Genomic DNA, 19,357 nt, shown 5'->3' with positions numbered 1-19,357 from the left:
GCCCGTAGCAGGATGCACTGACACTGTTGCGCCAGATCGCCTGGTACTGATCGAGGTCTTCCTGGGTAATGAGTCCACCGTGCGATCGCACAGTTTGCACGAGTGCTTCGGCGGTTTCTCCCGCATAGAACGCGCCGGCTCCCTTCTGCTGGATGCGCTGCAGCGTTCTTGCCAGTGCGGGTTGACGCAGGATGTGCCCAGGTGTGAAGGGTTCAGTCTGCACAAACGGCTGTGGTTTGCCAGTATTGATGCGATTGAAATCGTGCTGTGCTTCATTGAGAACCTGTGCACCAAACTCCGTGAGCGCAAATCCATTGTCGGCGATGTCGATGGCGGGCTGCAACAGTTCCATCCAGGGCAGAGTGCCAAAACGCTGGTGCAGCTGTTCCATGCCTGCAACGGTTCCCGGAACACCCACTGCGAGCGCTCCATTCCGACTGAGACCCTCGATCACGTTTCCGTCGGCATCGAGGTAGAGGTTGCGATGAGCGCCGAGCGGTGCACGTTCGCGAAAGTCAAGAGCGCCGATTTCACCTTCTGAAGTGTGGTAGAGCAGGAATCCTCCGCCTCCGATGTTGCCAGCGTGTGGATAAACCACTGCGAGTGTAAACTGCACGGCGATCGCGGCATCAAATGCGTTGCCGCCGCGCTTCAGGATTTCAAGGCCAACTTGTGACGCAATGGGGTGTGCGGTAGCAATTGCGCCTTGCGAACCGGTGACGGAGGCCGAAAGCGGCATCACGAGGCTGAGGCTTAGCAAATTCAGGGCAAGTCGAATGATAGCAGGGAGGGAATAATTGTGTCGCATGTTGGAATCTCAGAATTGTAATACGGCAGGATTACCACCTTCACGCAACAGACAACACCCCAGAGTTCAAATGGAGATGGGAATTCCTGAACAGGGAATGATTGGCGGCAGAGTTGCAAGATCACAAAAGGTTTGCCTGGAAAGGCGGCAAAAAAGAATCCGGGAGTTTCCGCCGGAGCGGAAATCCCGGATCGAATGAGGGGGAGATGAATTGGATGGACCGAGTCTCTGAGATTGTCAGAAGGACAAGCGGTTTCACAAACTTGATGCTTATGAAAAGAGCAGGACTTAAGCTAGGCAAAAGCTGCAATTTAAGTAATCCTACGTGAAAATAATCGGTCACCGAGCCAAACCTGTGGTCATGATCGCATGACTGGAAAGGCATGGCATGTTATTGCTCCTGGTAACGAGCGAATGCCATTGCCGCTGCTGCAGGCTGCAGAATGGCGTCAGCAATGTGGTAGCGAAAGCGGGATTGATAGTGCGTATCGTGCTCAAATGTGAAAGGGTTGCGACTGGGCATAGTCCAGACGAAGTAAGGCATGGTGGGGTGGTAGCGTAACGCCTGAGGGAAGCGCATACTCTCGGGATGCATCATCGAGAGCACACTGACGGGCTGTGCCTCAAGCGTGCCCGTGGTCAAAATCCAGCGCGCAAGTTGTTGGTTGCTCTCGAAGCGGTCCTGACCGGCATCGTTGCACACGGTGATCGACTCTTCATTCCCGTTTGCTGCGTTCCATGTGTCGGGAAATCTCAGGGAAAGCCCACCGTAGGGATAAACCTCAAGGGTTACCGGTTCATCACCGATCAAGCGTTGTCGACAATGGATTTCAAAACTCCATCCCTCCTGTTCCAATTGAAAATTACAGAAGCTCCAAATCTCTTCCAAGCGATCCGTGGGCTGCCCGGGGGTCAGATCCACAAAAACCTTGCGAACTTGAAACGCGGGCAAATCGGCATCGATCCACAACACCTCCCTGTGTTCGACACGACCTTCGCGCTTGTGCAGGTTCCAGAAATCCACACTTCGGCCAGCGATGCTTGTGTTTGCCCAAGCGCTCCAGAGTCCACTGTGGTGGGGATGATCCTCTGCAAAATCCTCCGTGACCGTGACTCCTTGAAGGGTGCGCAGGGGATGCACAAAACCGCTCATGCCCACGGAAGCATCCATCCCTGTTGGAGCTACGACCTGCTGCTTGTGATAGCGCAGCACCAGGTTTCCCTTGTGTGCCACCTCAATGGCGGCGTGGGTTTCGACAAGGGACCAAGGGTCTTGGGTGCGTTGGGCTGCATGGGTTTGCAGGAAAGGTAAACAAAGCAGGGCCAGGTGGGCTGCCTTGATACTAAAGCGTGCAGGGTAGCATCGCAAACTGGAGAGCAGGTGTGGGTGGTTCACGGACGATCAAAGAAGTCGGGTTGGGCAGTTAATTTGGGAGCGATCCAATTTGCGAGTCCTCGTGCGGACAGGATGACCGAACGGGCATTGCCGACTTGACCCTCTGAGGCGATTCCAGCAGCGATCAGGTCGGACTCGATTTTTCCGTAGTGCTGGGAGACATCTCCCAAGGTGCTGAGGTGGCGGTATTGATGACAGGGAAGCAGTTTGCCGTCAGGCGTGCGGATTTGAAACACAGTCGCTTCCGCTGCAAGGCGATTGGGAATCTCATGCCATTCCTCGACACTGTGCAGGTAGGTGTTGGCACGCACGGGTGCGCCGAGGAAGAGGATTTTTGCATCGATGTCATAGAGTCGCCCCCAGCAACCGTTTCGTGGACAGGGGGTGGTGGTATGTTCCTCTCCGGCAACGTAGTCGGTGGCACCCTGACCCCATGCTGAGACGGAGTGGGTGGGATGCCAGGATCGTTGCACGTCGGCTCGTTTGCGGAACAGCTCCGTCAACGCTCCCACGCAGGAAGGTTCGGTGGCTGGATCGAAAATGCCGTCGGCATTGTTCCACTCCCGCCAAGTGTGAGTGGGGAGTATGAGCATTCCCATAGACACAGCTTGCATCAATGCGTCGATCACTGCATCCGCGCCATTCTGAACAGTGCCTACAGCACGCAGAGACGAGTGCACCATCAGGTGATCACCCGGCTTCACGCCGAGGTTTCTGAGATCCTGAAGCAAGCTGGATTGTGTGAACATGAACTCACCCTACTCGGTAGCATCCGTTGAAACAAGTGCGTCGGTGACATGAGGATGTTGAACTGAATTCTTCTTTTGGGGGTCTGGGTTGCCCATTGATGGGTTCAAGCGTCGAGGTTGGTAGAGCATCACTTTCCTTGGATTGCCCTCGATTGGTAGTCGGCCACCCGGTAGGTTTGAAGGGAATCCGCGATGCGATCAGTTTCGGTGGTATCCGGGAACAGACGGTAACTTGGGGCGATGATGGGTTCGGTTTGCTTGGGTCTGAGCGATATGATGCCATGAATGGGATAGGACGTACCGATTTTATCGGTCAATTTGCCAAGAGCGGATTCCCAATCTGCATGCCCTGGTTTCAGCATCGTGGCGGTTCCTTTGATCTTGTAGCCCTTTTGGGTGAAGATGTTGACGAAACTCACGCAGACATTCGGATTTGCCTGAATATTCCGAATGCTTTGGGGTGAGGCAATGTGTGCGATGAGCAGGCGACCGTTGGCATCGCAGGTGAAGGCTTCCTTGGGAGAGACATTGGGAAAACCGTCGGAAGACAGAGTCGCCAGCCAGCAGAGCACGCTCTGCTCGATGGCTTCAGTGATAATGGAGTCCAGCATGATGGGATGGGAGATTTTCCAACAACCGGAAATCGCGCAGACACAGCTGTCAATGTGAGAATTATAAAAATCAACAATGACAGTGATTGCGTTCGAAACAGCTCAGGATTCTGAACTCGGCTGTTCCTGCTCGACGAAAGTTTTCAGACGACCAAGGGCCTCATCCCATTGTGTGGAGACACGGTCGAGGTAGTGTTTCATGGCATCAAACGGAGCGGGGTCGAGCTGGTAAAGACGTTCGCGTCCTGAACGAATATTGTGAACGATGCCAGCACCTTCGAGCACGCGCAGGTGTTTGGTGATCGCCTGGCGGCTGAGATCGTAGCCCTGGGCAAGATTGGAAATCGAGCGAGCCTCGCCACCCGACAAGCGGTTGACGAGGTCAAGTCGGGTCGCATCCCCCAGCGCCGCAAACACGAGCGCTGGGTGGGTGCGATCCTGGAGTATGCTTTCAACCGTTTTGCGTGACATATTCGGCGATGTTGTTGAGCTGCGATTCCCAACCCTTGGTATTCATGCGCATGGCCTCGTCATAGCGGTGTGACGGGATCTTGTCGAATCCCGATTCTGTAACGCGCAGCAGGGTTCCCTTTTCGACCGGAGACAGTTCGAGTTCCACCTTTGTGGGCGTCTCTTTCGAGTAGTCAACCTCTGGATCGACACAGTAGGGATGCCAACGGTATACGAAGCGTTGTTCTGGCTGAAGCTGTTCGACCATGAAATCGATGAGAACGTGTTCGTATCCCTCGAATGTGATCTGACCACGTGTGGTTTTGCCGGGTGCAAAAGGTCCCTCCAAGTTGATGCCAAACCAGGCACCGAACTGGTGATGGTCGGTCAGGGCCTGCCAGACCCGTGCAACCGGAGCGTGAATGTGAATCTGTTTGATGATGGTATGTGAGTTCATAAGTAACCTTTTGGTTGCATAATTGGGTCGCGGCTCAGAAATGCAACTCAAAAGTTGCGCATTTTGGGGATTGTTTTGCTAGGACCTTGTTTCGTTTTGCGTATTGCAGCTTTGGAAGGATCCGAGACGCGTAGCGGGAGCTTCCAGCTCGCGTTGTCATCCGTGCAAAGTAGCGGGAGCTTCCAGCTCGCGTTCTCCATCCAGCATCTGACTTCAATCGGACTGCCAACCTGCATCGCGCCTTGGAGAGGCAGGTATTCTTTCAGTTTAACCTCGACTTCACTTGGTTTCCGGTTGGGGTAGGAGGCTTTTTGCCAATCGGGTTGGTTGCTGTGCAATGCAGTGATGCCGTGTCGGTCACCGATTGGGAGTCTTTCAATTACCATGTAATCGTTTCCGTACGCACAACGCTTCTTTTCCAATGGGCGCAGGGACCTCATCGCAGGGGCTGTCGTGGCCTTGGCGCTCATTCCCGAAGCCATCGCCTTTTCCATCATTGCCGGGGTTGATCCCAAGGTTGGGCTTTACGCCTCCTTTTGCATCGCTGTGGTGACCGCGATTTGCGGTGGTCGGCCCGGCATGATCTCCGCTGCAACGGGTGCCATGGCGCTGCTGATGGTGGATTTGGTCCGTGACCACGGCCTGCAGTATCTGCTGGCAGCGACGGTGCTGACCGGGGTGTTGCAGGTATTGGCCGGTGTGTTCAAATTGGGCAACCTGATGCGATTTGTCTCCCGCTCGGTGGTGACGGGGTTTGTGAACGCGCTTGCGATTTTGATCTTCCTCGCTCAGTTGCCGGAATTCAAGGGACAAGGATGGCAGATGTATGCGATGGTTGCAGCGGGACTGGTGATCATCTATGGACTGCCGCGCTTTATTCGCTCAGTTCCCTCACCACTGGTGTGCATCGTGGTACTGACCGCGTTTTCAATGCTTGCAGGACTGGAGCTGCGAACGGTGTCCGACATGGGGGAACTCCCCTCGACACTACCTGCCTTTCTGATTCCTGACATTCCGTTGAACCTGGAAACCCTATGGATTCTGCTGCCAACTGCCATCCCACTGGCTATTGTGGGCCTGCTCGAGTCGATGATGACCGAAACCATTGTTGACGACCTGACGGATACTCCGAGCCAGCGCAACCGCGAGTGTGCCGGGCAGGGCATTGCGAACATTGTGGCCGGTTTTTTTGGAGGCATGGCGGGCTGCGCAATGATCGGTCAATCCGTGATCAATGTGAAATCGGGCGGTCGTGGACGACTGTCGTCTCTGGCAGCAGGCGTGTTATTGATCATTCTGGTGGTTGCCTTTGGCGATTGGGTGGGAGCGATCCCCATGGCAGCACTGGTTGCGGTGATGATCATGGTCTCCATCGGAACCTTCAGCTGGCAGTCGATCCTCGATCTCCGCATCCACCACCGAACCTCGAGCGTGGTGATGGTATCGACGGTGGTTACGGTGGTCTTCACGCACAACCTCGCGCTCGGTGTGGGAGTCGGTGTGCTGCTCAGTGCCCTGTTTTTTGCTTACAAGGTGTCCAGTCTGCTGGAAATCGACAGCGTGCTCGATGCCGATGCGTCCTGCCGCACCTATCATGTGAACGGGCAGCTGTTTTTTGTGTCTGCCAGCACGTTCGGTGAAGCATTTGATTTTAGCGAAGTGCTTTCCAAGGTGGTCATTGATGTTTCCAGAGCCCACTTCTGGGATCTTTCCGCGATCCATGCGCTGGATCGAATCGTCTTGAAGTTCCGGAGGGAAGGAACTGAAGTGGAATTGTTCGGACTCAATGAGGCCAGTGAAACGCTTGTGCTCAAGATTGCCAAACACGACAAACCCGGTGCCGCCGATGAGCTTGGCGCACACTGAAGTTTCACCTGAACCCTTTTGATTTTCATGGAAACGCTATCCAAGATTCTGGCATGCACCGACGGCTCCCTCTACGCCTCAAGCGTTTACAGGCATGCCCATTGGGCTGCATCGCGTCTGAACGCACGCATCGAAGTGCTGCACATCATTGATTCCCGGCAGGAATCGGTTCCGCACGTTGACCTGAGTGGCAGCATTGGACTCAATGCCCGCCAGCGCCTGAGAGAAGAACTTGTGGCGCTTGACGAAGCACGCGGTCGGGCTGCACAAGCCAAGGCAGCCTTGATTCTCGAAGAAGCCAAGGCCTACTTTGCAGAGTCGGGATTTGAGGGTGTTAGGTTCGAATCCCGGCACGGCTCATTGGTGGAAATGATCGAAAACAAGGAAGCGCAGGCGTCGCTGGTTGTGATCGGCAAACGCGGTGAAGCAGCGGATTTTGCGAAGTTGCACCTGGGCGCAAATCTGGAGCGCGTTATTCGCTCCTGCCACCATCCGGTGCTGGTGGCGGCGCGCAGTTTTCAGCCCGTGAACTCGATGCTGATCGCGTTTGATGGAGGTCCCAGTGCGCAAAAGGCGGTGAAGTATGCGGCATCGCAGTCGCTGCTCAAGGGACTGAAATGTATTCTGATGGCGGTGGGAAAGCCGTGTGCCACGATTCAGAGCGATCTCTTGGAAGCGGCGGAAACGTTGAAGTCAGCCGGATACGAAGTCGATGCGCGTATGGAGCAGGGTGAACCGGAAAAAGTATTTGCGGAAACCATTCAAAGCGAATCGATCCAGCTGCTCGTGATGGGAGCCTATGGACACTCCAGGATTCGCCAGCTGATTGTTGGAAGCACAACAACGACGATGGTGCGCACCTGTCGGTTTCCCGTGCTGTTGTTCCGTTGAGAGTCGGGAATCGTTGATGCAATGGGGCTTATCCTGGGGTTCCGCGTCGCCATCACGATGGCGGGTTTCCAGTTGAAGCCTGTTGCTTGTATGATTTGATTTTGTGCCCGACCGCAGCGATGGCCTCGATGGCAGGTTTCAGTTCTTTTCCGAATTCGGTTAGGGTGTATTCCACAGTGGGTGGAGAACTCGGGATCACCTCTCGGTGAACGACCTTGTGCTCTTCCAGGTAGCGAAGGCGTTGGGTGAGCAACTTTGCGGAGATGCCTCTCAGGTCACCCTTGAGTTCGCTGAACCGGCGCGGCGTGGCACTGAGATACCAGATGATATTGGGAGTCCACGCGCCACCGATGATGCTGAGGCACTGGGTCAAGGGGCATTCACTGGGTGGTGTGTCGACTTGGGTTTTTCGGACGGGGACCATGATGGTTTCGTTTTGGAAAGTTGGTTACCGAATCGAAACCCAATGGACCAGCAGTTTCTGAGCTTTGTGGGCGTCGACTATGCGGATCTGCGCGCGCAACTGGAAGCAGGTGCGGGGGATGGCGAGGTTCTGCGCTGGATCGCCGATCACGCAAGAACCCCCCGGCAGCCATGGGAGATCGAAGCATGGAATCGCATCCAGGAAACGGGCAGTCCGGTTCCGGGGTCGCCGTCACAGGATTATTTTGTTTCGGTGCGTGACAGTCATGACGCAACGCGCGAAGACCTGCGCAGCTGGTTGCAACCGTCTCCAACGCGGGCGGGTTGGGCTCGTTTGGTGCCCACATGATCGAAGCAGACGCCATAGGAGAGTTGTGCGATGAAATTCGCAAGCTGACTCAACGTTCCTTCGCGATCAATCTGTGGGTATCGGATCACGATGCAGAGCAACTGCAGCTGGACGAAGGAACCTCTCGGCGACACCTGGATGCGATGGCTCCAGTCTATCGGGAATTGGGTGCTGAAATGCCGGGCTGGGCAGGACGTTTTGAATCCCGCTTTGAACGACAGGCCGAGGCATTGATTCGCGCGAAACCCAAGGTCTTCAGTTTTGTCTTCGGAATCCCTTCGGCCGAGATCCTTCAGGAATGCAAGAAACAGGGCATCGTTACGGTGGGGGCGGCAACGACGCTTGAGGAGGCACTGGCCAGTGAAGCGGCGCATGTGGATGCTGTCGTGGTGACCGGATTTGAAGCTGGCGGCCATCGCCCGTCCTTTCTCAAGCCTGCCGAAGACTCCTTGCACGGTACTTTTGCACTGATTCAGATTGTAAAGGAACGTGTGCGAATTACGATGATTGCTGCAGGAGGAATTGCGGACCTTCGCGGTGTCAATGCGGCACTCGCGCTCGGAGCGGATGCTGTTCAGATTGGCACTGCTTTCCTTGCCTGTGACGAATCCGGAGCCTCACCGAGCCACAAGGCGATGCTGCACACGCGCGGCCCCATGGGCACTGTGCTTTCCAGAGCATTCACCGGACGCCTCGCGCGCTTCCGGGAGAATCGAGCGATTCGCGAATTTGAGTCGTCGCCCCTTCCGGCACTTCCATTTCCCGCGCAAAGCGATTTGATGGCACCGCTGAAAACTCGCGCCGCCGAGCTGGGAAACTTCGATTATCAGTCCCTCTACGCGAGCCAGGCCAGCGCACTTGTTCGCCACCACAGTGCTGCGGCATTGATGGAAGCACTCAAACCCGCTTTTACCAGTCCCATTTCCACTATCCGAAAATGAATCCAACAAAAGTGAACCATTTCTGCGGATGCTCCACTTTCGGATTGGTACGGAAGTGGAGCAAGGGTGACAACCCATTTCGGTGCCAACCTTTCAGCTCAGATTGAGCCAATTTCAACAAAACGCACGGTTCTGGAAAGCTGAGAAGGAATTCCAGCCTCTTCATCTGGAAGCGTGCGCACGGCCTGTCCATCGATTTCCGCAAAACCGATGACCATGGTGCTGACCCGGTTTGCAGAAGTGTCACGACCCGGGAGTTGGAATTCCCGACCCTGATTCAACCACAGGCGGCGTTCGGTGAGACCGGTGAACCAGCGATCCCGACCCAGGCCGTCTGGATCGTCGGCTTCAACGATGTCTGCAGGTACCCAACCATACGAAGGCACGAAGTATTCTGCCCAGCAGCGGTATCCGGGATCAACCGTTTTGCCTTCATTTTGTTCGCGCAGTCGATAGCCCATCTGGAGTCTTGCGGGAATCCCCTTTGCGCGCGCCAATGCAATAAACAGAGAGTGCAGGTCGGTGCAGCAGCCTCCACCTTTTTCCATGCAGGAGCCTGCATCACCGATACTGCAACGGGGTACGCTGGAATCGGTTGAGTAGTGGTTGGCGTTGTCGGCCACCGCATCGAGCAGCAGACGGGCCTGAATGGCCACATTGGTCTCGTCTCCGCATGCTTTGTTGGCCAGTTCGGCAATGGCCGGAGTCACGGACATGTGCGGAGCGTCAAGGATCAGTTCAGCCGCGAATAACTGCCGGTGACTGTCTGTGATGGGGCCTGCCTTTGCGGGATCGATGTCGATCTTCACGGGTTGGCGCCTCAAGGTGAATTCAAATTTGGCGGTGAGTTGCTCCGTTTCTGGATTGTCGACCTCAACGAGAATGAATCGGTTTCCACGGTCGGGTTCACGCACGACGCGCCAGCCTCCCGGCGAATCTGTGATGCTCAGGTCGAGCACTTCTTGAAAACGGTCGTCGTCAGGCACGGCGATCCACCACTTGACGTGGTCGGCCCCTTGCGGAATTTCTGAAAGGGTAACGGATTGTTCGACCTGGTAAGTGCGGGTTTGTTCCGGATTTGCCTGCAGACTGCAAGCGATGGCGGGTAAACAGATATAGGGAATCAGGTTTTTCATGGAGCGGTTGTCAGTTTGGGGTTAAGGTGCGGTTTAAAATTTGCAGTTCAGATCAATCCGGAATCGGTTTCCGTCCTGAATCGTGGAGATCGCATCGACCAGGAATAGGCGGGTGACGACGTTTACCTTGTTGTTGATGCTGTAAGTGAAGCGGAATTCGTGTCCGGAATAGTCGCTGCTGTCGGTCTGAGTGGCGCTGCCAAAACGAAACCAGTCATCCTGTGCGTAGGATGCATTGACGGCAAAGGCTTCGACATGGGCATAAGCATAGGCAAATTGCCAGCTCCCCGGACCTGAAAGTGATCCGTATTTCAGCGAAAACACATAGGCACTGGTTTCGTCGGCGTCAGAAGCCGGAAAGGGGGCCGTATCTTCTCCGTTGTAGTTGGCAAAATTTTCAAACACATCCAGACCCAGCACCAAGGGCAGTTTGTCTGGATTTGGGGTCCATTGAACTCCCAGAACACCGATCAAATAGTCGCGGGTTCCATTGCGGTTGCGAAGGTTTTCGGCTCCACTCTTGCCACTCATGTTGTGAAGGCCTGCTGCCAGAGTCAGCTTTCCAGCAGCGATGGGAGCATCATATTTCACCTGACCGGATAGCATGCTTCCATGCAGCCTGTAGACACCATCAGGAAGGAGAAATGCACCCCAGTGAGTGGTAATGGCAGAGTTTCGGTTGTTCGGACGGATCGAAAGTGCAATGCCAGTTGGGGTCACGTCATCATCCCAGAAGAATTCGTTCTGTTTCCAGAATGGCATGCTGTTGCGTCCGAACCATCCCGAAATGCCAGCGTTCTGGTAGGAAAGGAAATAGCGGTCGAACACCAGATTCACATCATCGGTCCCCCCACTGTTGCTTGCAAACGTAAGGTGGGGTGATTGCTGGTTGTCCCGATCCCCAGTTCGCAATCTTGCGCCCATCGACCACTGGTCGCTGAGTTGGAGTCCGGCATTGCCTCGCAAACGGATGCGCCACCGCTTTCGGTCATCCCGTGCGTTGCCTGCACTGTTTTGGGAATCCCAGTCAGACTCAAAGCGCAGGCGAACGTCGCCCGAAAAACTCAATGCGTTCTCGTCAGAGTTCTTCTGTGCCTCTGCGGTTGCAGCAAGCAGCACAGAAGCCAAGAGCAAACGGAATGCGTGGGTTGGGTTTCGAAAAACCAGCGACAGGGGAGCAGGGAGGGAGAGGGCAGCAATCATTTTGGGATGGGTCGGTTCCGTATTTCAGGTTGTGGGTAAACCCCATGCCGTTTCCGTCAGTAATCATTGCAGTGGCAAGCGGGTCAAGAAGTAGAAATCGTGCTTCTGCCAGGATGATTAGGGTTGTTCAACCAAGCAGATGATAACGGAAAATGAAAACTTACCTAATGAGGTCAATTAAAATTGCTAATAGTATATCGAATGATATAGGTGCTTTTGCTAATAGATCCTATCCCCAAAAGTGCCGTCATGCATTCGATGATTCAGCACGACAGCAGTCATTCCTACCGGGCAATCCTTACCCTGGTTGACGGGAATGGGCGAGTGGCATTGACATGCAAGTTTGGGTGCGGATGGAATGCCTGTTCAGTCTCACCGAGGGGACAAGGACCACTGTCTTGGGTTCACAATTGGGAAGTAAGCAAACTTGCCAAACCCTGAGAGCGATTGGAAAATCTGGAGGGTGCAGTGCGACAGGTTGGATGCGTCGGACCTTTGGACTTTGTTGGTCAGGTGTTTGGGGTGGTGGCGACTGGGATACACACAAAGGTATGAACGCCTTCGCGGATTTCGAAGGTGCTCGAGTGATGGGGAGAGGGTTCCTGTTCGATGCCCTGATAGAGCACGCTCCCAGCAAAGCTTTCAGGAATGACAACGGTGGCGGTACTGCCCCGGGGGACTGTAGCTATTCCAGTGCCTTCTCTGAGTTTTTAAGGTTCAACCTTCTCAGGCACTTCAACTTCGTCACTGTTATGATACTGGTTCTGGTTTTGTTCACTGAACAGAAACGTAGGGTCTTCACTAGCCGGAGACCTCAGTTACCTCACAGGATGCGGCATCGCGGTGAACGCGAGCCCTACGGAAACGTGATTGATGATCAACGGGAGGTTAAGGCAAAAACCAAAGGGCCGGTGGCGGCCTTTTTAAAGGACCAGGCCAACGAGTGCTTGCAGATTTCTCCGGTAGCGTGGGGGGAGTTTTTGGCTGGCTTTCCGCGAGAGGACCATCCTTTCGTGCATTTTGTACGCGACCGCGTCGAGTTCGCTACCCTCTCCACGCAGGTGGCTTCCACCTATCAAAAGGTTTATCGCAGTTTGAAAGCAAATGGCTGTTTGATGGGTGCAAACGATTTGTGGATTGCCTGTCATGCGATGTCGTTGGAGCAAGCCTTGGTGACACGAAATGCAGGCGATTTTCGCAGGATCCCAAATTTACGTTTGCTCGAGTATTAAATGGATCGCTGGAATTAGCTTTTGAAGATGTCGGTTGAGGCTCATCAGCAACGCTCGCCAAGGCTCGGTCCGAAATACATTCTCCAACCGCACAATGTCAGGGTAGGTGTAGACCTGATTGGGAGGTTTTTAAGTCGGATTCTACTGATGTTGTGTGTATAATAGCGGTAAAGTTCGTCCCGCCGTGGGACGGTTGGGTGGGAAGGCTTGCGAATGCGAGCCGGAATCCAGGTTGATCGAAACCCGAACCATGACCGATGCGGGACAGCAACTTACCCATAAGGGCCGAAGTAACCGAGCAGGGTCATGGTGAAGTGGCAGACGGGTTTTCCCTGCAGGGTGATCCATTCATAGGAGTCAATGCGGTAGCGCGTGTTGGCGGGCACATTGATCTCGAAGGTGTCGGGATTGAGGGAGAAGGGCGTGATGTCTGCGCAGGAGGGCCAGAGCGTGGCGCCGGTGGGTGGGTTGCAGGTGATGAGGATGCCGTTTTGCCAGACCTTCGCTCCATCGAGATCGTTGGAAAAACTCCAGGGACCCTTGGTGGTGAGGATTTTGCCGGGTTGCAGGGTGTCCTGCAGGGCCTGGTCCAGGGGCTGGATCAGGGGTTGATCAACGGGACCTGTGTTTCCTGCGAACTCAAAGAGCGATGGGGAAAAATCGCTGGTGTCGTATCCTCCGGACATCGGCATCGCACCGCGGTAGAGCTGCGGGTATGCGGCAACAGTCGGACGCGGAAGCGTGAGCAGTGCCTGGGTTTGCACATTCATTTCGGCAAGGGCGAGCGGGTGGATGTCTGACTGAACTGTGAGCAGTTGTTGATACACGTCTGCCTCACTCGTGGCGGGCTTCATCGCAAATTGGTTCATGAAGTTGGGGTCGCTGCAGTGTAGCCGGGATAATTGCAACCCCAGATGACGCGGGCCATGGTGTGCAAATCAAGTGGGCAGGCGGGAATGCCAGTGTACTGCAACTGGTGGAAAAGGTCCTGCCGTATGAAACTGGCACTGGTCCAGTCGTAGAGACAGAGTGCCTTGGTGTAACCATAGGGATCGTTCGGGTAGTGAGTTTTGGCGAGTTCCCACAGTTCGGCCTCGGATTTGGGTGTGCCCGTCGGTGGATTCTGGTAGGGAACGAGCTTGCGCTCGACCATTTCATTGAAGCGCTGCAGGTTGCTGCCTGGCATCTGAGGAATGGGCGACAGGAAGCCAGTCCACGATAGCGTATTGCAGGTGACGCTGCAGCTGCCATCCTCACGCAAGTCCAGGGTGAGCGTGAGCGGTGCATTGAACTGGAAAACCATGCCCTGGATCGAAAGTTCACCGGGGGCACCCGCTGCCGGATCGCGCAGGCAGGTCATGTCGATGTAGCCTTGATTGGCGACCATGATGCGACAGCGGCCATCTGCGGCATTGCGGCTGTGATGCAACAGGGGTTGACCGTCGCAGGCGTAGGTGAGAGGTGCCCAGGAAGAAGGGCAATTCAGATGTTCTAGAGTCCACATGGAAACGAAGGGGTTGATTCCGGTCAGAGCCGGGGTTGTCAGATGGGTGAAAATGAAAGGGGGTTGTGGTGGTATGTTGGGGGTCAGAACTTCCATGTCACGGTACCCTCGACGCGCAGGGGCAGTTCTGCCACGACGGAGTCGGCGGAATAGACCGGGTGTGCCGGGCTGAAGTTCTTCTGATCAGTGGCGTTGAGCACGACGATGGAGGCTTCAAAGCGTTCACTGCGGTAGAAGAGCTGTATGTCAAGGGTGTGCTGCCAGGGAACGATCACGCTTTGCATGTGGATCGGAGCATAGCTGGGAACGAGAGCAAATGCATCACCGTTGTAGGAGAGGTTGTATTCACTGGTGATCAGGAGGTTGGCGGAGAAGCCAATGCCGTTATCCCACTTGTAGCGTGCGAGCAGGTTGAAGAGGTGTTCGGGAGTGCCCTGTTTATGTACCAGGATTTGTGGAAAGATCACATTTGCGGGCGTGATTGCCACTCCGTTTTTCGCGATCTTGTCCATCGGTCCGGCGGAGGCCACAAACTCTGGAATTTCCTTCGCCTGGGTGTAGCTGTAGGAAGCAGTGAGGTAAACATGCCGATTGGGTTGCAGCGTGGTTTCCAACTCGAAGCCCTCCACCTCGGTTTTCAGTGCGCCGCCGCCGATCGAGGGGCGAAGATAGTGTTGTGAATAGAGTGCGGTGGTGATGAAGAGACGGTTGTCATACAGGTTGAACTTCATGCCTGCTTCATACAGCTCACTCTCCCGATGCAGGTAGGTGGAGGTAAAGGTCTGTCTATCTGGAACGCCATCGCCATCGCGGTCGTAGGTTGGGGCAACGAGGCCCCCTCCATTGCCGACACCAGTAGACTGGCTGTAGTTATAAGTGGCGTAGGCGCTGATGTTTTCACTGAACTTGTAGATGGGGCTGATATTCCAGTTGGGCAGTCCGTGCAGCGTTTTGTCGTCCCATTGGGATGGATCGCCGCCTGGGTCGAACTGATCGTAGAGTGGGTTGTGATAATCGATGGCGAGCAGATCGAGCCGCACTCCGGCAGCGAGGGAAAAGGCGTCGCTGAATCGCACAAAATGCTGGCTGAAGAGGCCTGACTGAAAGACTTTGGAGATGCCGCTTTCGCCGTTGGTGGCATTGGTGTAGCGGTGATTGAGGGTTCCGCGTGCGGGTTCACCCGGTACACGCTCGGCCCAGAAAATGGCACTGTCGGGGATGCGCCTTGTTTCGGGATCGCGCGTGAGATCAAATGCACTGGCGGGTTCGACCCAATACGCATTATAGGCTTCGACGTATTGGGCGCGCAGGTGTAGTCCGGAGTTGCTCAAAAGCTCCACTCCGCCCAACAGACGCTGCAGTTGAAGCTCCGTGCGGTTGTCCAGTGCCCAGCTGCTGCGGATGACCTCGGAATAGTGGTAGGAGGAAAACGTGTCGCGTGAAATCCAGTTGAACGCAGTGTTGTTCACGATCATCAGGTCGGTGCTTGCTCGGTAGCGGGAAATCACCTGGGCGGAAACGTGTGTGCCGAATGAGTCGTCGCCGGGTGCGAGCAGACGCTTGCGGCGGCTGAGCTTGACGGGTTCACCGAGCGGCACAGCGTTTCCACTTCCCTGCAGCGAGGAGATGAACGCGAGGTAGTCGGTGTCGCTGCCCGCATTGGGAAGGTAGAGACCGTGGTCGATCAGGTCCTGCGTGGGACGATTCCAGCCAAAATTTTCCGTGTAGTCGGCCTGAAAGAATTCGGCATTGAACTCGATGACCCAGTCATCGCTCTTGAGCCAGGTAACGGCTCCGTAAAGGGCCTGGGTATTCTTTTTTCCGAACTCATAGTAACTGCCGGACGCTTCCCCCGAGTAACTGATGCGGTAGGCCACTTGCTCACTGAGCGGACCGCCCGCATCGAGCATCCAGCGTCGCTGTTCAAACATGCCAACGGTAGCGCTCAGGCTGCCCTGAAACTGCGTGAAAATGGGTCGCTTGGTCTGCAGGTCGACGTATCCGCCCACATACTGGGACACTCCGTAGCTTGCAGTGGGCGGACCCTTGACGATGGCAACTCCTTCGACAGAATTGAAGTTGATTGGTAGTCCGTTGCCATTGCTGGTGAGTCCGCGACGCATGCCATTCACCAGCACATCGGCACTGAGCGTGCGAATGCTTGGCGTGGCGGGCGCTCCAAAATTGCTTGGGGTATAGGAACTGGCAGTGAGTTTGCTGAAGTCGCGCACATCGAGCACATGCACGTCATTGAGTTGTTCGCGAGAGATCACGGTCACATTGCGCGGGGTGTCGACAATTTCGAGGGATGCCCCGTAGGCCGACTGGAAACGCTGGCCGCTGGGCACAACGGTCTCTTCGCTCCGAATGCCCTCAATGATCACCGTGTCGAGCGTGTGGATGGGTTCCGGTTCAGCGGAGTCCAGCGCGACGGTATGCGTGAGCGGAAAGCTCAGGAAGGTTAGCAGGGTGAAAATACCAAAGGGTCGCATGGCACGAGGCATCAGGTTTGGGTTTGAGTGGGTTTGAGAAATCTGGCAAGGGTTTCGAGCAGCAGATCCCGCTGCAGGGGTTTGCTGAGATAGGCGTTCATGCCAGCGTTGAAGCATTTTTCGGCATCGCCAGCGAGAGCGTGGGCGGTCAATGCGATGATGGGCAAGTCGTTCAGCTGTAATTCCTCACGAATGATGCGTGTGCAGGCATATCCATCGAGCTTGGGCAGACCACAATCCATCAGTACGGCATCGTAAGGGTGTTCACGGATCAGCTTGATCGCTTGCTCTCCGTCTTCGGCGATTTGCACCTCGTAGCCCTCGCGCTCAAGGATGAGCGATCCGATGCGCTGGTTGACGCGGTTGTCCTCTACCAGGAGAACGCGATTGCCGGAGTGGAGCATGGGTGCGCTCTCAGCAGGTTTGTGGGTACCGGGAAGCTCGCTGGCAACGTCCAGGTCAAACTCAAGTTCGAAGCGTGTGCCCTTGCCGGATGCACTTTCGAAGTCAATGCGACCTCCCATCAGCTGGGTGAGGCGATGGCAGATCGCGAGACCAAGGCCTGTCCCCTCATGTTTGCGCGTGAAACTGGAATCGGCCTGAGTGAAGGCCTGAAACAGACTGGACTGGAATGCTTCGGGGATTCCAATACCTGTATCCTCAATCACCAGGTTTACCCTGCATTGTTCGCCATGCATTTGGGTGTGGAGACGGAGGGAAATATGACCGGAGTCGGTAAACTTGATGGCATTGCCGATGAGATTGAAGAGGATTTGTGAGATGCGGTTGCCATCGCACCACACGAGCACCGGTTCGCCTTCGGGCGGTATCCATTGCAGCTCGAGACCCTTGGACTCTGCCATGGTGCGCAGGGTTTCCACTGCATCAGTACAGACCGTGGCAAGGTTTGTGGGCTGCAGCTTGAGATTGGACTTGCCCGCTTCGAGTTTTGAGAAATCGAGGATATCATTGATCAGAGTGAGCAGCGAGCGTGTGCTCTTGTGGATGATTTGCGTCAGCTCGCGCTCGGAGGGTGGCAGATTGGCGGATTGCAGCAGCTCGCTTGCTCCAAAAATTCCGTTCATGGGTGTGCGGATCTCGTGACTCATCACGGCGAGGAAGTCTGCTTTTGCCTTTGCAGAGGCTTCGGCCTGATTTTTGGCTTCTTCAAGTTCCTCGGTGCGTTGTTCCACAAGGGTTTCAATGCGGTGAAACGAGCGTTCATTTTGCAGGTAGTAGTAGCTGAACCAAAGGATCAGGAGAAATCCTCCGACGGTGGTCAGCACCGAGGCATTGGAGACGCGACGCTTGTAGTATGATTCATCCACGACAAACGTGACCTGCCATTGTCGGTCAAGAATGTGGATGGGAGTTTGAATGACATAGAGATCGTGAGCTTTGTTGACCCCGGCAATGTGTTGGTTTGCCTCCTGTTCGCTGAGCATGCGGTCCTGCTCGATGGCACCAACAAAACTGGGGGCACCTTCAGTGATGTCGTGAAGTTTGACGACGATGTCGGATTCCTGGATTTTCTGGAAATAGTTGAATAGCATCGAAGTGCTGTCGTAAGCAGCGGACATCAGCAAGGTGCGGCTGGACGCTCCATCGTACTGGAAATCCCACGTTCCACTGGGTAGAAAAACAACCGTGTCAGCGTTTCTGGGTGCACCTGCATGCATGCTGAACGACTGTACGATTTGTGCCTTCCCGCTTTGTAGGGCACGCTTTGCCGCTGGTGCTGCAGAGGGAATGCGCAGCACATCCATGCCGAGCGCGTGGGGTGCAAACGCACTCGGTTCGATTCGGCTGACAGCAAGCACAGGTTCGTCCGTGTTGCAGGGTTGCCGCTGGTTTTGGGAATCAAGATACCAGCATGATACCGGCCAATCAAAATGCGTGCTCAACTCCTGCTCGAAGGATGCAATCTCATGTGGCAACAGCGGATGGATGAGTGCCAGTGCAATCAGGGACGGGTTATGCTGCAGGATGGGAGCGGCAAGCTTGGCAAAGTTGTCCCGATTCTCGAGCAGGGAGTCGTAGAGGTAGGGAACGTTGAGCAGGGAGAGATCCTCGAGGATATCCCCAAATTCCACTTCCATGGAGTTCACCAGAAAGCGTTGTTTTTCCTCCAGTGCCTGATGCAGGCGCTCGATATCCTGACGCACAACCAGACTGAACACAAAAAGCACCACAAAGACTCCCACGAATGCACCGATCCCGGTGACCAGCTGCTTGACGGCCTGAGGACGACGGTTGCGCGTGGTGTTCAGCGCGAAAAGAAGCGGAATCATGGAGAGAATGCCCAAGGAGTTGCCTGTGGCCCAGATGAATGCAACCAGCGGCACATCCCGAAGTGTCAATCGTCCATTAAAGTGGATGTTCAGGATGATGATCACGGCAATACAGATGGGAATCAGCACGCCAGACCTCAGGATCAGCCAGGGGGTGTGAAAACGGATCGTCAGTTTGGCGGGATTCTCCAGCGTGGGACGCAGGGTTCGATAACAGATCCAGGCCTGTAGCGCGTTGCCGAGTGCCATACCCATCCATAGCAGCGGAACATCCAAATAATGCTGATCGCCTGCGCGAATTGCATAATAGAGTACGGAAAACAGACTTCCCGCAAAAACACCTGCTACTGCGCTTGCCCCAAATCGCGCCACAAAGAGCAAGGCTACCCCTGCGGCTGGCCACACGGGGAGATAGTTAATCGGGTCTACCGCAAAAAAATGTGTCAGGTGGGCGGTCAGCGCGTACATGCAACCCGCTGCGAGGAAGGGAAGGAGTGATTTCATGTCAAGGGAACACACCAGCAGCCGGAATACCAACTGGCGACAGCATACGGAATG

Annotated in this window: 18 protein-coding genes; 5 read left to right on the top strand and 13 right to left on the bottom strand. The window is 55.2% G+C overall.

From position 1 onward, the window contains the following. From ABQ298_06640 to ABQ298_06615, 6 genes are all read right to left on the bottom strand, one after another. Positions 1-808, bottom strand: an 808-nt coding sequence (locus ABQ298_06640) for a gamma-glutamyltransferase (protein MEQ9824044.1), incomplete at its 3' end; no start/stop codon positions are given. A gap of 391 nt (positions 809-1,199) precedes the next feature. Continuing rightward, entirely contained in the window at positions 1,200-2,204 is a 1,005-nt protein-coding gene (locus tag ABQ298_06635; protein MEQ9824043.1) for a DUF6807 family protein, read from the bottom strand. Then, the gene (locus ABQ298_06630) at positions 2,201-2,953 is read right to left on the bottom strand and encodes an AAC(3) family N-acetyltransferase (protein ID MEQ9824042.1); all 753 of its coding nucleotides are present in this window, start codon (positions 2,951-2,953) and stop codon (positions 2,201-2,203) included. The genes ABQ298_06635 and ABQ298_06630 overlap by 4 nt, the downstream gene beginning before the upstream one ends. Before the next feature lie 128 nt (positions 2,954-3,081). After that, the gene (locus tag ABQ298_06625; protein ID MEQ9824041.1) at positions 3,082-3,564 is read right to left on the bottom strand and encodes a pyridoxamine 5'-phosphate oxidase family protein; all 483 of its coding nucleotides are present in this window, start codon (positions 3,562-3,564) and stop codon (positions 3,082-3,084) included. Between the two features lie 102 nt (positions 3,565-3,666). Continuing rightward, positions 3,667-4,035, bottom strand: coding sequence for a metalloregulator ArsR/SmtB family transcription factor (locus tag ABQ298_06620; GenBank protein MEQ9824040.1), 369 nt, complete (start codon positions 4,033-4,035; stop codon positions 3,667-3,669). Beyond that, positions 4,016-4,471, bottom strand: a complete 456-nt coding sequence (locus ABQ298_06615; GenBank protein MEQ9824039.1) for an SRPBCC family protein — start codon at positions 4,469-4,471, stop codon at positions 4,016-4,018. The genes ABQ298_06620 and ABQ298_06615 overlap by 20 nt, the downstream gene beginning before the upstream one ends. Positions 4,472-4,909: 438 nt before the next feature. Here ABQ298_06615 and ABQ298_06610 point away from each other — a divergent pair, with 438 nt between their 5' ends. Both ABQ298_06610 and ABQ298_06605 read left to right on the top strand, forming a co-directional pair. Then, positions 4,910-6,337: a SulP family inorganic anion transporter gene (locus tag ABQ298_06610; protein MEQ9824038.1), complete on the top strand. Its 1,428-nt coding sequence runs from the start codon at positions 4,910-4,912 to the stop codon at positions 6,335-6,337. A gap of 27 nt (positions 6,338-6,364) precedes the next feature. After that, the gene (locus ABQ298_06605; protein ID MEQ9824037.1) at positions 6,365-7,228 is read left to right on the top strand and encodes a universal stress protein; all 864 of its coding nucleotides are present in this window, start codon (positions 6,365-6,367) and stop codon (positions 7,226-7,228) included. Between the two features lie 52 nt (positions 7,229-7,280). On the opposite strand, the gene ABQ298_06600 is transcribed toward ABQ298_06605, so the two are convergent. Further along, positions 7,281-7,652: a helix-turn-helix domain-containing protein gene (locus ABQ298_06600; protein MEQ9824036.1), complete on the bottom strand. Its 372-nt coding sequence runs from the start codon at positions 7,650-7,652 to the stop codon at positions 7,281-7,283. A 42-nt stretch (positions 7,653-7,694) separates the two neighbouring features. Here ABQ298_06600 and ABQ298_06595 point away from each other — a divergent pair, with 42 nt between their 5' ends. Both ABQ298_06595 and ABQ298_06590 read left to right on the top strand, forming a co-directional pair. Further along, positions 7,695-8,000, top strand: coding sequence for a DUF5069 domain-containing protein (locus ABQ298_06595; protein MEQ9824035.1), 306 nt, complete (start codon positions 7,695-7,697; stop codon positions 7,998-8,000). After that, positions 7,997-8,941 (top strand): nitronate monooxygenase, encoded by a 945-nt coding sequence (locus ABQ298_06590; GenBank protein MEQ9824034.1) that lies wholly within the window; start codon positions 7,997-7,999, stop codon positions 8,939-8,941. Before ABQ298_06595 ends, ABQ298_06590 begins: the two co-directional genes overlap by 4 nt. 98 nt (positions 8,942-9,039) lie before the next feature. Here the strand turns inward: ABQ298_06590 and ABQ298_06585 are convergent, their stop codons facing one another. Together ABQ298_06585 and ABQ298_06580 are read right to left on the bottom strand one after the other, a co-directional pair. Further along, positions 9,040-10,077, bottom strand: a complete 1,038-nt coding sequence (locus ABQ298_06585) for a transglutaminase-like domain-containing protein (GenBank protein MEQ9824033.1) — start codon at positions 10,075-10,077, stop codon at positions 9,040-9,042. Between the two features lie 33 nt (positions 10,078-10,110). Beyond that, positions 10,111-11,280: a putative porin gene (locus ABQ298_06580; GenBank protein MEQ9824032.1), complete on the bottom strand. Its 1,170-nt coding sequence runs from the start codon at positions 11,278-11,280 to the stop codon at positions 10,111-10,113. Positions 11,281-11,831: 551 nt separating this feature from the next. On the opposite strand from ABQ298_06580, the gene ABQ298_06575 reads away from it, so the two are divergent. After that, on the top strand, positions 11,832-12,512 hold the full coding sequence (locus ABQ298_06575) for a type II toxin-antitoxin system VapC family toxin (GenBank protein ID MEQ9824031.1): 681 nt from the start codon (positions 11,832-11,834) through the stop codon (positions 12,510-12,512). A 272-nt stretch (positions 12,513-12,784) separates the two neighbouring features. On the opposite strand, the gene ABQ298_06570 is transcribed toward ABQ298_06575, so the two are convergent. From ABQ298_06570 to ABQ298_06555, 4 genes are all read right to left on the bottom strand, one after another. After that, a complete protein-coding gene (locus ABQ298_06570; protein ID MEQ9824030.1) occupies positions 12,785-13,381 on the bottom strand; it encodes a hypothetical protein in 597 nt (198 codons plus the stop codon). Continuing rightward, positions 13,378-14,016, bottom strand: coding sequence for a hypothetical protein (locus tag ABQ298_06565; GenBank protein MEQ9824029.1), 639 nt, complete (start codon positions 14,014-14,016; stop codon positions 13,378-13,380). Before ABQ298_06565 ends, ABQ298_06570 begins: the two co-directional genes overlap by 4 nt. 83 nt (positions 14,017-14,099) lie before the next feature. Further along, positions 14,100-16,520 carry a TonB-dependent receptor plug domain-containing protein gene (locus ABQ298_06560; protein ID MEQ9824028.1) on the bottom strand — a complete coding sequence of 807 codons (2,421 nt, stop codon included), beginning with the start codon at positions 16,518-16,520 and terminating at the stop codon, positions 14,100-14,102. Then, a complete protein-coding gene (locus tag ABQ298_06555; GenBank protein ID MEQ9824027.1) occupies positions 16,520-19,303 on the bottom strand; it encodes an ATP-binding protein in 2,784 nt (927 codons plus the stop codon). Before ABQ298_06555 ends, ABQ298_06560 begins: the two co-directional genes overlap by 1 nt. Positions 19,304-19,357 lie beyond the last annotated feature (54 nt).

The organism is Puniceicoccaceae bacterium (genome assembly GCA_040224245.1).
Classification (GTDB): domain Bacteria; phylum Verrucomicrobiota; class Verrucomicrobiia; order Opitutales; family JAFGAQ01; genus JAKSBQ01.
Note: the sequence above shows the minus strand (reverse complement) of the source record. Positions and strands in the feature narration are given on the sequence as shown.

What these genes read in the sequence shown, in the direction of transcription:
- ABQ298_06595 (MEQ9824035.1), top strand. Translation starts at nt 7,695, where the DNA reads ATGGACCAGCAGTTTCTGAGCTTTGTGGGCGTCGACTATGCGGATCTG.
- ABQ298_06590 (MEQ9824034.1), top strand. Translation starts at nt 7,997, where the DNA reads ATGATCGAAGCAGACGCCATAGGAGAGTTGTGCGATGAAATTCGCAAG.
- ABQ298_06575 (MEQ9824031.1), top strand. Translation starts at nt 11,832, where the DNA reads ATGAACGCCTTCGCGGATTTCGAAGGTGCTCGAGTGATGGGGAGAGGG.
- ABQ298_06580 (MEQ9824032.1), bottom strand. Translation starts at nt 11,280, where the DNA reads ATGATTGCTGCCCTCTCCCTCCCTGCTCCCCTGTCGCTGGTTTTTCGA.
- ABQ298_06615 (MEQ9824039.1), bottom strand. Translation starts at nt 4,471, where the DNA reads ATGAACTCACATACCATCATCAAACAGATTCACATTCACGCTCCGGTT.
- ABQ298_06585 (MEQ9824033.1), bottom strand. Translation starts at nt 10,077, where the DNA reads ATGAAAAACCTGATTCCCTATATCTGTTTACCCGCCATCGCTTGCAGT.
- ABQ298_06600 (MEQ9824036.1), bottom strand. Translation starts at nt 7,652, where the DNA reads ATGGTCCCCGTCCGAAAAACCCAAGTCGACACACCACCCAGTGAATGC.
- ABQ298_06620 (MEQ9824040.1), bottom strand. Translation starts at nt 4,035, where the DNA reads ATGTCACGCAAAACGGTTGAAAGCATACTCCAGGATCGCACCCACCCA.
- ABQ298_06625 (MEQ9824041.1), bottom strand. Translation starts at nt 3,564, where the DNA reads ATGCTGGACTCCATTATCACTGAAGCCATCGAGCAGAGCGTGCTCTGC.
- ABQ298_06560 (MEQ9824028.1), bottom strand. Translation starts at nt 16,520, where the DNA reads ATGCCTCGTGCCATGCGACCCTTTGGTATTTTCACCCTGCTAACCTTC.
- ABQ298_06555 (MEQ9824027.1), bottom strand. Translation starts at nt 19,303, where the DNA reads ATGAAATCACTCCTTCCCTTCCTCGCAGCGGGTTGCATGTACGCGCTG.
- ABQ298_06605 (MEQ9824037.1), top strand. Translation starts at nt 6,365, where the DNA reads ATGGAAACGCTATCCAAGATTCTGGCATGCACCGACGGCTCCCTCTAC.
- ABQ298_06565 (MEQ9824029.1), bottom strand. Translation starts at nt 14,016, where the DNA reads ATGTGGACTCTAGAACATCTGAATTGCCCTTCTTCCTGGGCACCTCTC.
- ABQ298_06630 (MEQ9824042.1), bottom strand. Translation starts at nt 2,953, where the DNA reads ATGTTCACACAATCCAGCTTGCTTCAGGATCTCAGAAACCTCGGCGTG.
- ABQ298_06570 (MEQ9824030.1), bottom strand. Translation starts at nt 13,381, where the DNA reads ATGAACCAATTTGCGATGAAGCCCGCCACGAGTGAGGCAGACGTGTAT.